The sequence below is a fragment of the Endozoicomonas sp. SESOKO1 genome (genome assembly GCF_024606265.1).
Lineage (GTDB): Bacteria > Pseudomonadota > Gammaproteobacteria > Pseudomonadales > Endozoicomonadaceae > Endozoicomonas.
In genome coordinates this window covers 1-11,177 of record NZ_JAHHPP010000058.1, presented here as the reverse complement: position 1 = coordinate 11,177, position 11,177 = coordinate 1, and the positions used below count along the sequence as shown (strand labels likewise).

Annotated in this window: 10 protein-coding genes; 8 read left to right on the top strand and 2 right to left on the bottom strand. The window is 47.7% G+C overall.

Features of this window, described 5'->3' with window-relative positions:
* The first annotated feature begins 113 nt into the window (after positions 1-113).
* The 4 genes from KDK13_RS03670 (at position 114) to KDK13_RS03655 (ending at position 3,937) form a co-directional block, all read left to right on the top strand.
* Complete coding sequence (locus tag KDK13_RS03670; RefSeq protein ID WP_257283551.1) at positions 114-1,187, top strand: hypothetical protein; 1,074 nt, start codon at positions 114-116, stop codon at positions 1,185-1,187.
* A gap of 180 nt (positions 1,188-1,367) precedes the next feature.
* Positions 1,368-2,219: a putative RNA methyltransferase gene (locus tag KDK13_RS03665; RefSeq protein WP_306670992.1), complete on the top strand. Its 852-nt coding sequence runs from the start codon at positions 1,368-1,370 to the stop codon at positions 2,217-2,219.
* A 96-nt stretch (positions 2,220-2,315) separates the two neighbouring features.
* On the top strand, positions 2,316-2,738 hold the full coding sequence (locus KDK13_RS03660) for a hypothetical protein (RefSeq protein ID WP_257283549.1): 423 nt from the start codon (positions 2,316-2,318) through the stop codon (positions 2,736-2,738).
* A gap of 17 nt (positions 2,739-2,755) precedes the next feature.
* A complete protein-coding gene (locus KDK13_RS03655; protein ID WP_257283547.1) occupies positions 2,756-3,937 on the top strand; it encodes a hypothetical protein in 1,182 nt (393 codons plus the stop codon).
* A 71-nt stretch (positions 3,938-4,008) separates the two neighbouring features.
* Here the strand turns inward: KDK13_RS03655 and KDK13_RS03650 are convergent, their stop codons facing one another.
* The gene (locus KDK13_RS03650) at positions 4,009-5,592 is read right to left on the bottom strand and encodes a DUF924 domain-containing protein (RefSeq protein ID WP_257283545.1); all 1,584 of its coding nucleotides are present in this window, start codon (positions 5,590-5,592) and stop codon (positions 4,009-4,011) included.
* 138 nt (positions 5,593-5,730) lie between these two features.
* Between KDK13_RS03650 and KDK13_RS03645 the strand changes: the two genes are divergently transcribed.
* Entirely contained in the window at positions 5,731-6,225 is a 495-nt protein-coding gene (locus tag KDK13_RS03645) for a GNAT family N-acetyltransferase (protein ID WP_257283544.1), read from the top strand.
* Here KDK13_RS03645 and KDK13_RS03640 read toward each other — a convergent pair.
* Positions 6,218-7,705 (bottom strand): DASS family sodium-coupled anion symporter, encoded by a 1,488-nt coding sequence (locus KDK13_RS03640; RefSeq protein ID WP_257283543.1) that lies wholly within the window; start codon positions 7,703-7,705, stop codon positions 6,218-6,220. The genes KDK13_RS03645 and KDK13_RS03640 overlap by 8 nt on opposite strands.
* A gap of 184 nt (positions 7,706-7,889) precedes the next feature.
* On the opposite strand from KDK13_RS03640, the gene dbpA reads away from it, so the two are divergent.
* The 3 genes from dbpA to KDK13_RS03625 all read left to right on the top strand — a co-directional run.
* Entirely contained in the window at positions 7,890-9,290 is a 1,401-nt protein-coding gene (dbpA, locus tag KDK13_RS03635) for an ATP-dependent RNA helicase DbpA (RefSeq protein WP_257283542.1), read from the top strand.
* 137 nt (positions 9,291-9,427) lie between these two features.
* Positions 9,428-10,417, top strand: coding sequence for a hypothetical protein (locus tag KDK13_RS03630; protein WP_257283540.1), 990 nt, complete (start codon positions 9,428-9,430; stop codon positions 10,415-10,417).
* A 138-nt stretch (positions 10,418-10,555) separates the two neighbouring features.
* The coding region (locus tag KDK13_RS03625; protein ID WP_257283538.1) for a helix-turn-helix domain-containing protein at positions 10,556-11,177 on the top strand (622 nt) is incomplete at its 3' end.

Here is an 11,177-nt window from a genome sequence, read left to right as displayed (position 1 = left end):
TATCCTCAATTTTCTGCCATCCTCGCTACGGGCGCTATTCTCGGTCAGCCTCCTAGGCCCGGGTATTTCCACAGGAAAATATCGGCCAGACCTTCGCGAATATCAAGCCAGTAATGCCACTGCACTGTATTTTTGCTGTTCTTGATAACTGCTGTTTCAGACAAGTTTGTTTAAAAACAGTTGAAAAAAATTGTGACCCGGCCCGCAAGGTTGACCCAGCAGCATTAAATCACTGGAGCACCAACGTCAGCATCACCCACTGGATAAGGAACTTTTTTATTGTCACTCTTGTCAATTATTCAGTGAAACGAGATTTCACATTTACAATAAATGTTGCTTTTTTGATAATTTCGAGGATTGAACCAGGAATGAATATAAATAATTCTGGCATGCCAACTTATCCATCAACAACCAGCCGTCCTGAATCAGCACGAAGAGCATATGTTGGCTGGACAGGCACGTTTGGTGGTTCTGCCATCAGAGCAGCCCCGGCCGGTCACAGACATTCAGCTGCTGCCAGTAATATTACCCCAGGTCTGACACAAAGCGGCACTATCCAGCAACGGGGGATTTCAGCAACCAGAACTCAGGTATCAGCGCCGACAAGCTATGATCTGGGAAGCAGGATGGCAGATTTTGAGCAGTTGTCTGGCAAGCTTTTAGATATTTACAAACCACTGGATGAGATTCCACTAGTAGCGAGCCTTCTGGCGAATGAAGAATTAGCAAAAATTAAAGCTTTTACTCCGGCCAGGATCATCCGTGAGCTGAAGGAGTGGAACCGGGAATTGCAATTTAGTTTTGACTACCCTGTTTTTGACTCATCACAAACCATTACTGATGAATTTGCTGCCCACGTTCTGAAAGAATTCAAATCGAAAATTGACCAGCTGCTATCCATACCAAATTTAGAGCAGACCCTGAAAGACACCTTTATGGCAGTTGCCGGGATGATGCCTGGGATTCGTGCCAATAACAGGACTTATCAAGACACAAGGAGTGTTTCTTCTGTAACTGATCAAATCACCATGGGAATGGAGCTGCAGCGGCTTATGAATAATAGTCATGATGAAATCATCCATGTACTTTCCATGAGACAAGATAGTGATGCTTATCAGAGATTAAAATCAGATCTGGATTTATGTATTAAGGATATATCGAATTTACAGGCAAGTAGGCGATATTAACTGAGAGTCCTGAACAGACAACGGCTGGTACCGAAAGGCTTTCAAGTGTACGTCCGTCAGATAAGGAATGATGCCCCAGTAGCATTTTAATCCGGTTATTTCATAAACGACTACCGGCAGAAAACCATCACCAACCGTTGCATATGCGTCAGAGAGCATTAAACTCTCTGGCTTTTAGCCATGCTGCCCATGCCCATCTTACTCCGTTGCCCCGTCTGTTATGAAGCGCTCAGGTCAGAACACAAAAGCGCTGTGTGCCAAAATCACCATCGGTTTGACCGGGCACGTCAGGGCTATCTGAACCTGCTGCCCAGCAATAAGAAACGCAGTAAAAACCCCGGCGATGATCAGATCATGGTCGAAGCACGGACACGGTTTCTGAATCAGGGTTTCTATCAACCCGTCGTCGACGCATTGATCGATAACATCAAGTCGTTCGGCAATAATGAAGCCCCACAGCGTATTCTTGATGCTGGTTGCGGTGAAGGCTATTACACATCGAGCATAAAAGAGCAGCTTGAAGACAGCTCAGTCTGTGGATTTGATATCGCCAAACCCGCCATCCTGGCCGCCAGCAAGCGAAACAAGGCGATAGAATGGCTGGTTGCCAGTGTCAGTGAACTGCCACTGATGGACGAACAGTTTGATACTGTGATCAGCATATTCTCCCGCTGTGACTGGTCTGAGTTTTCCAGAGTTCTGAAACCCGGGGGGCATATTGTGATATTGACCCCCGGTCAAAACCATCTGATGGCGCTTCGCCGTGCTATTTATGATGAGGTACGTCCTTACCCGGAAGATAAGCGCTTGCAGGATCTGCCAGAAAATCTTGCGTTGCTGGAAAGCCAGACCATCCATCACCGGATGATGCTGGAAAACGCTCAGGCCATTATGGACCTGCTGGCCATGACGCCCCACTACTGGTATGTCAATGCCCGGCAAAAAGAGCAACTTGAACAACAGGGTCGGCTGGAATGTGAACTGGAAATGCGCCTGTCTGTTGTACAACATCGACACACAAAAACCCGGTAAATCAAAATAGGTAAAAATACTGCCTTACATCAATTTTACCGACCTTGACTGGTGGTATAACTGAGCCATGGCCATAGCCTGATCGGGGGGTTTACCATGATTCAGTTAGCTCAGATCATTACCGGAAAAAGTGAAAAAGACCTATTCACCGTCCTGGCCCTCAAAGCCGATATTATCCTTGCGGTAACGCTGGCCATTGCCGTTTTACAGCAGGCCGTAAAAGGCATGGAAACCAGCTGGATGCTGCTACTGGTGGGATCATTATTCTCTATTGCTGTTCTCACCGGCCTGAGTAAAGGAGCGCGACAGGCGTTAACGGGTATTCCCAGCTATATTCCTTATGTATTTGGTATTTACCTGTTCTTTATAGAAGGGTTTGGTCGTTTAATCCAACTGCTGGCAAGTTTCAGCATCCTCAATGCAGCATTGGTTATTCTATTCTTTGTTGCGGGTAATATTGTAGCGACTGTCGGTTATAATGCTGTCGTCTATGCCAGACGGTTGCAGCAGTCTCATTGATTCTATTGCCGGTTCCCGTGAGCCGGGAACCGGATCCAGTCAACTTCTGGCAACATGATGATCGCCATGCCCAGTATATAAATATTGCCCGATTGAAGAAAATTTGCGGGCTACTTATGCATATCCAGCGTTTGATTTGTTCAGAATATGAATTTCTTCCCAGATGCCTTGTCGAAGTAAGGAAAACATCATTCAGCTACCATAACCAGTATCGAAGACAAATGAACATCTCTAACGTCAATTTCCCCACCTGTTCTGACAAAACGACATATGAACTTCCAAAAGGAACGCTGAATAACAGCTCTGGCGCTTTAACCACAAGCCAGAGTGCTGAAAAGGCAGAGTCATCTTTGGGTCCCTATCGTGTAGATAAGCCCTCAGCCCTGGCTCCCATTCAATGGTCTCAGGCAGGTGGGGCGACAACGGGTTGTGTTCAGGATATGTTCACCGCCACAATTGCCACTATCCCTGCCAAGGTTCAAAAAGTGGAGCCTGTGCTGACACAGAATCCGGCCCTCTTCTGCGAAAATGCCAGTGCAGTTTCATCTGATAGTGAAAATTTCAAAAAAAATAAACAATTTCCTGTTGAGTTCATTCGTGAAATTGCTGACTCATTGAAAACCATCTGCACTTTAACTGAATCATCTGATTCGAAAACAGACAAAAATTCACTGAAGGAATTACTGACACCCAGGGAAGTAAAGGACAAAAACGACAGTAACTTCAATAAATCGGTGATTATCGATGATTGTACTGATATTCGGGGTGTCCCCCTGCCAAATATGCCAAATATGCCAAATATGAAGGCACATTCACTGAAGCCAGGCATTGAACCAGAAGTAAAAACAATATATTCATATTGTCAGTACGAAGAGGACTGGGATGAAATACGCGTTGCCTTTGGCTTACTGAAAAGTGGTGACCCGTTCCATTTCAAATATCGTTTTGATAATAGTTGCGTGGAATTAGTCCACTCTAACCTCTATATTGCACCTGACTGGAACCGCTTGATTGATAATCTGATAAATTATGACCTGAATTTATTAGTAATAAATATGAGCAAATCAAATTCTTATTTATTAGCCGATTGGCTAAAATTTTATCCATCGATCAATCTTGATAATGTACGTGACAAGTTAAAAATTGTTTTTAATCCTGACTTATTAGATAGGTTCTGTCAACAGGTGTTCAATAATTAACGCAATGGAACAGTCTCTTTGCTTCCATCACCGATTCCCAGGTACCGGAAACCGGCTTCTGTCAGCCTCTGTTAAAATTCTGCATCAATTTTCCTGATAAATTCCATCTCTTCTTCCGTTGATGATTTTCCGAAAATTCTATCCCTGTGGATAAATCGTGAAAATTGATCAATAACGGCCTTATGTTTCAATGCCTGTTTATAATGAACATCAAATTCCGGTTTCAAATCATCAGGCACCTCTTCAGCCAATGCCTGAAACAGTGACAGTGCCAGGCTCTGATCGTGCGATGACTCACTGTGCACCAGCGGTAAGTACAGAAACAGTCGTTCATAGTAGTTTAAGTGCTGATCATTCCCTGACTGTATGGCCGTTCTGGCAACCCGCAGGGACAGGTTATCATAGGCCAGAATCATCGGCGTGCCGCGATAAATACTTCTTGGAAACTGGTCCGCCAGAATGATATAAGCCAATTGTCCTCTCGGACTTGTCAACCAATCGTCGTAGAACCCATTGGCCAGCAAGACCAGATCTTTCATAAATCGTTCTGTGATTTCCTGATCCAGATTATCTGATTTTGCGCTCTGCTTTTTAAACCATTTTGCTTCCATACCATCGGCGAACCAGAATTCAATAATCTCCTGCTGTTTTGACTGGATAGCCGCTGCTGATAAATATCTTGAACCTGGCAGCTGTTGATCCCATCGATAAAGTCCAGTTTTCTTATTTACGGGATCATAAAAAAAACGTTGATTCAGGCTTGGGCGAAAACCGCTGTACCAGGCATTATCAAGATGGGAGATCAATCGATTTTCATTTTCGCCAAATACCCAGTTTTTACTGTGGGAGTAGATGGGAATATCACCATGATTCAACACCAGCCAGATCATGGCCTTGCCATAATCGTACATAAGCTGGCTACCGGCCCGCTCGAATTTTATTTCCCATCCGGCCCGCACATGCGGGCCATTGGAACGGGCCGGATACCAGTCCAGATCGGAATAAATCAGCCGTTCACTGGCAATATATTCCCGGAACTGATCAAACAATAATGTTGCCTGGCGCTCCTGCCCTTCGAGATAATCCATATGAATGTGATAACCATCAATGATTACCTTTTCCGGATCCTTGAATTCAGCCCCCATATCGCCCACCATCACCTGAGGCCGATCCATAACAAGCACTCTTTGTGGCATCAGCTGTTCATTGTCGAGAATCGGCCTGATAACCACCGAGCTATCTCTTCTATTGATTAAATACCAGGAAATCACCCTGCTGAAATTGGTATAGAATAGAGGATCATCCCCCGTTTTCATCAAATAGAATATATGGGTATTCTGTGAAGACAGAATGTCTTTTATCTCAATCCCGAAACTGGAAAAATACTGGGTGTAGGGAATTTTGATAAAGTTTATATCGATATCAGGGCGATGATTATTGACTTCAAAAATAAAACCTTTTACTGACTTGTCATCAGGATTAATAATTGTGTAACCCTGATCAGAAAAGCCGTGGATATTATGATGAGGAGTAAAATAGTCAGGATTTTTATAGTTGCTGTACCAGCTATCCTCTCCTGCCAAAACCAGTTGATCCCACCTTAATAAGAACATCAGGGAGAATAGCCCAATTATTGCCCCGTAATATTTTTTCATGCCTTGCTGCCTGCAATTTAGGAGTTTTATTAATTATAAACAACTGGCCATAACATTAATTAATGACAGGAATGTGATATCCTCGGCTTTCTTCAGCGGTACCATGCACTATCAACCACCCGGAAATAAAGCAGTAATATGGAAAAACAAGCCGTTACCATCTGGTCTCTGGAAATGACCTCCCGGGATGAATTGATCCACAAGCCAGTCACCAATCCGGATTTTGTTATACAGGAGTGTCAGGTAAAGCAGTTTCAATTCAACCGCTTCCTCTACAGCTACATTGGCCAACCCTGGCAATGGACTGACAAGCTGGCCTGGTCTGATGCCCAGTGGCATGACTACGCTGAAAACGACAATCTTCGTCTCTGGGTCGGCTACTGTAAAGGCAGTCCGGCCGGTTACTTCGAATTGCAAAAAGTGGCAGGTGATATCGAGATTGCCTACTTTGGCCTTGCCCGGCCATTCATTGGCCAGGGTCTGGGTGGCGCCCTGTTAAGTGCTGCCATTCAGGAAGCCTGGAACTGGGGAGCAGAACGGGTCTGGGTGCATACCTGTTCGCTGGATCACCCTTCTGCCTTGAAGAACTATCAGGCCAGAGGTCTCAGGGTTTATAAAGAAGAGGCTAAATAATAAATCCCACCAGCCAGCGGCTCAACAGCGTGATAATCACAATACCCGCCAGGTTCAACACCATACCACTGCGCACCATGTGGCGAATGGGCAACATGCCTGAACCATAGACGATGGCATTGGGTGGTGTCGCCACGGGCAACATGAAGGCGCAGCTGGCGGCAATAGCTGCCGGGATGGCAAGAATTGCCGGGTCCATTCCCAGGGAAACAGCCAGGGCCCCCAGGGGAGGGAGAAAGGCAGCGGTTGTTGCCGTGTTACTGGTGACTTCGGTCAGAAAAATAACAATGCTCACCACCAGGGCAATGGCCATCAACGTGGGCATGTCCCCGAGGATGTTTAATGACCCGGCAATCCACTCTGCCAGCCCTGTCCTTCGGATCATCGCCGCCAGACTCAGGCCACCGCCAAACAATAGCAACACATCCCAGGGAAGGCGGTGCATCTCCTTCCAGCTCATCAGAAACTCAGGCTTTTTCCAGCGAACTGGCAGGATGAACATCAGAACCGTAGCCACCAGGGCGATCAACGTATCGGAGAGTTCCAGCGATGGCATCATATCGTCCAGCCAGGGACGTACAATCCAGGCAAAAGCAGTCAGAATAAAGATCGCGGTTACTGCTTTTTGTGCGCCGCTCATGGAACCGTTCTTTTTTTGCTGCTGCTTAATGGATTCTGTTACCCCATGGTTTTCTTCCCCACCCAGGCGGTAGCCGAAATAGCCCAGCCAGAGGCCGGTAATCGCCAGCAAAATGATGGATGCTGGCAAGCCAATGATCAACCAGTGGGCAAAACCGATTTGTATGCCGTACTGCTCCTGGAGAAAAGCCACCAACAGTGCATTGGGAGGCGAACCGATAAGGGTGCCAAAGCCACCGATCGACGCACCATAAGCAATGGCAAGCAACAGGGCTAACGGAAAACCACGGCTCATCCTCCCCTGGTGACGAATCATGGCGATAACGGATAAACCGATCGGCAACATCATGATCGTGGTGGCCGTATTGGAAACCCACATGCTGATCAGGGCCGTGGCGATCATAAAGCCGAGTACCAGTCGCTTCTCCCCGGTGCCCATAATCAACATGATTCTGAAGGCTATACGACTGTGCAGCTCCCAGCGCTCCATCGCAAGGCCAAGCACAAAACCACCCATAAACAGGAATATTACCGGATGCGCATAGGGAACAGCCGCCTTATCAATGCTTGCCAGACCAAGCATTGGCGATAACATCAACGGCAGCAGTGCCGTAATGGCCGTCGGCAGAATTTCTACCGACCAGAACACGGCCATCATCATGGCAAGACCCGCACAGCGCCAGGCCAGCTCATTCATCCCGGCCGGGGGTTCAACCAGTAATGTCAATAGCTGCAATGCAATCCCAATCAGAAGTCCTGTAAGCCAGAAGAGCGGCTTCCCTTCCTGCGGGCTTTCCTGTCGCGCAGACCCTGAAAGCAATTCCGGAGAATCTGAATTCATGATTCGCTCCATTGCATTTGATAAAATTTATAGTCAATTCAACAGTAAATCGGTTGATGGCAGCGGGGGATTGAGCCTTGGCGGGATTCCCGATCAATTGCTGTAATGATTCACCGTCATTAAGGGTAGACTCTGTTATAATCATTTACCTCATCTGTACCGTGGCACACGCCAAGAGCTTGATTTGACTGCACCTACTCATTGCGCAACAGCGTCCACCCGCTTTTCCAATCTATCCCTGCCCGATGCCCTGCTGCAAAACCTCGACAGTCTGGGATACCGGGAAATGACCCCTATTCAGCAGAACAGCCTGCCAGAAATCCTTGAGGGCAAAGATGTCATCGCCAAAGCCAAAACCGGCAGTGGCAAAACGGCTGCTTTTGCCATTGGCCTGATTGTCCAATTGAAACAACGGGATTTTGGCTGCCAGGGACTGGTGCTCTGCCCTACCAGGGAACTGGCAACCCAGGTTGCCCAGGAGATCCGGCGTCTGGCCCGATATCAGCAAAATATCAAGGTCGTTACGCTTTGTGGTGGCCAGCCTATTGGTCCACAGATCGGTTCTCTTGAACACGGTGCCCATGTGGTTGTCGGCACCCCCGGGCGAATCCAGGATCACCTGCGGAAAAAGACCTTATCCATTGATCGGGTCAACACGCTGGTTCTTGATGAAGCCGACCGAATGCTGGATATGGGTTTTATTGATGCCATTGAAAACATCATCGGCCATCTACCGGAGCAGCGACAGACCCTCCTCTTTTCAGCTACTTACCCAGACGGCATCCGAGCGTTAAGCGAACGTTTCCAGCATCAGCCTGTTGCGGTGACCGTTGAGAGCACCCACAGCCATGAGCATATTGAGCAGCGGTTCTATCATGCCGAAAACGCTGAGAAACCCGCCATACTGATCAGGCTGCTCAAACACTACCAGCCGGAGTCCAGCGTGATTTTCTGTAACACCCGGCAAATCTGCAAAGAGGTGGGCATTGAGCTTTATGAGGCTGGCTACAAACCGGTAGTGTTGCATGGCGATATGGAACAGAAAGAGCGTGACCAGATGCTGGTACGATTCGCCAATCAGAGTGCCAATCTGTTGATTGCTACCGATGTTGCCGCCCGGGGACTGGATATCGAAAACCTGGCAGCGGTTATCAATTACGATCTGAGCCGGGATCCTGAAGTGCATGTTCATCGTGTTGGCCGCACCGGGCGAGCGGGCAAAAAAGGCCTGGCACTGAGCCTTCATACCCAGCGGGAGCAGTACAAGCTGGATAACATCAGCGACTACCTCAGGACTCCTCTGGTATTTGGAGACCCGAAGGCACTTACCGGTAACCAGCCGCCAGCACCGGCCCCTATGGTGACCCTGGCCATTGATGGTGGCCGAAAGCACAAAGTCCGTCCCGGCGACATCCTCGGAGCGCTGACCGGCGATGCCGGGATTCCCGCAGACCAGGTCGGCAAGATCCATATTTTTGACTTTACCGCCTATGTTGCGGTGAAACGGGAACATGCCCGACCGGCACTGGGCAGGCTGGAAAAAGGCAAGATTAAAGGTAGAAAATTCAAGGTTCGGCGGTTGTAATCTTCACAAACGGGTCGTTGCCTGACACTTCCTGTCAAAGCCTGGTCGGAACTAAACCAGGCTTTTTCTGTCGAAAGAGTTATGACACGAATTTTCAATGACATAACTTTTAAACCATAGTTAAGGAAGCAATCGAAATGGTTCCACCAATCACCCAACTTCCTTTGCCTGCCCAGAGCTTTGGAACTGACTGGTCGGCAGATCGCGCCCCGGATTCTCCTGTGTTTAACGGTCGCGGTGCCAGTTTAGCACCGCCACCCAGACAATATATGGCCCAACCAAACCCCTCGAATCACGCACCTGTGCATATGGATCAACCACCGGGATTTCCCGGGAATGTGATGTCTGTTGACCCGACCATATCTGTCAAAGGGTCTCCTGAAGTAGCTCAACCTCCCAAGACTGAAGAGTCCAAAAAAACCAAAGAAGACTTTACCGCGTTAAACACCAATGAGCTGCTCTATCGGGGCAAACAGCAACTGGATGAAGCCGAAAAGGCATACACAGCCTTTGGCGAAAAGAATATTGCCCTCACTGCTCGAAATGCCCTCGAAGCCTTTGCTGAATGTGCTATGGCCCTCAAGGGTTCTGCCAGCGTAGGTTGGTATCAAAGGCCTGACATGCTTCTTAATGCATTAAGGAAGATTGAACTCCCCCCCGATGCACCGAAGGATCTGACCGTCACCATCACATTCCCACCGCCCAATCATGAAGCCATTTCACTGATTCCACTGGGAGCTGGTCTCGAAAACAAAAAGCCTATGGAGATATATCACTATTACGTCCATGCGCTTGGGGCAATGAAAAATCAGGCCCGGGAGCTTAATGCTGACCAGGGACTTGCACAAGCTGAAGCAAAGCTGAATGATATTCTTGAAACGCTGAAGGCTATCCAGAAAGAAATTAATGAAAGAAAGCAGCGGAATCCACAGGAGCCTTACAGTTCTTCAGATGTTCAGTTTGAATCCCGGTATTACGCGCATGTTGATAAAGGGATTACGATCACCCGACTGGCCAATGGCCAGGAATTCCCGTTTCATGAATCCACCATCAAAGGCAAGGTACCTGACCCAACAACACCACCAGAAGAACTCCCGGCTCCAACGTTAACGCCTGAAGAAGCCTGAATCCCGGGCATAATCAGAAGAAAGTCCGGGCTAACTTTCCCCCTCGGAGACTGTCCGGGAATAAAGTAAAGTCGGCCCAATAAGATTTATCAATTCTCGCGGAATACTCCATCCATAGCTCGCAGAGCTTGGGTGGAGATGGATCGGGCCGCGCAGGCAGCGACCAGCCGGAATACCGGACCACCGATAGGACTGGAAAAAAACTTGAATCCTTACACAAAAAGCAATATGTTTGTAAGCATGACTAAACATGCCTACAAATACAGATTCTATCCGACAATTGAGCAAGAAAAACTTCTTGCCCAAACTTTCGGTTGTGTGCGTTTCGTCTATAACCAGATCCTTCGCTGGCGTACTGATGAGTACTATAAGAACGCCAACAGCGTTAATTACAATGCCGCCTCAAAGCAGCTCACTGAGCTAAAAAAGAACCCTGAGTATCAGTGGTTGCACGATGTGTCCTCTGTACCTATCCAACAATCGTTACGCCACCAACAAACGGCCTTCAAAAACTTCTGGGAAGGCAGGACAAAGTACCCGACTTTCAAAAAGAAACATGCAAAGCAAAGTGCTACTTTTGCGGCTTCTGCTTTCAGCATGAAAAAAGGCCAACTGTTCATCGCCAAAAGTAAAGAACCGCTGAATATCCGCTGGAGTCGGCCACTGGCTTCTGAGCCTTCCAGTATCAACATCAGCAAAGATCGGGCAGGCCGGTACTTTGTTTCCATGCTCTGTGAATTTGAATCAAAACCAATGCCTA

Excerpts from the sequence above, each read along its gene's own strand:
- KDK13_RS03630 (WP_257283540.1), top strand. The coding sequence starts at position 9,428 with ATGGTTCCACCAATCACCCAACTTCCTTTGCCTGCCCAGAGCTTTGGA.
- KDK13_RS03670 (WP_257283551.1), top strand. The coding sequence starts at position 114 with ATGCCACTGCACTGTATTTTTGCTGTTCTTGATAACTGCTGTTTCAGA.
- KDK13_RS03650 (WP_257283545.1), bottom strand. The coding sequence starts at position 5,592 with ATGAAAAAATATTACGGGGCAATAATTGGGCTATTCTCCCTGATGTTC.
- KDK13_RS03665 (WP_306670992.1), top strand. The coding sequence starts at position 1,368 with ATGCTGCCCATGCCCATCTTACTCCGTTGCCCCGTCTGTTATGAAGCG.
- KDK13_RS03660 (WP_257283549.1), top strand. The coding sequence starts at position 2,316 with ATGATTCAGTTAGCTCAGATCATTACCGGAAAAAGTGAAAAAGACCTA.
- KDK13_RS03645 (WP_257283544.1), top strand. The coding sequence starts at position 5,731 with ATGGAAAAACAAGCCGTTACCATCTGGTCTCTGGAAATGACCTCCCGG.
- KDK13_RS03640 (WP_257283543.1), bottom strand. The coding sequence starts at position 7,705 with ATGAATTCAGATTCTCCGGAATTGCTTTCAGGGTCTGCGCGACAGGAA.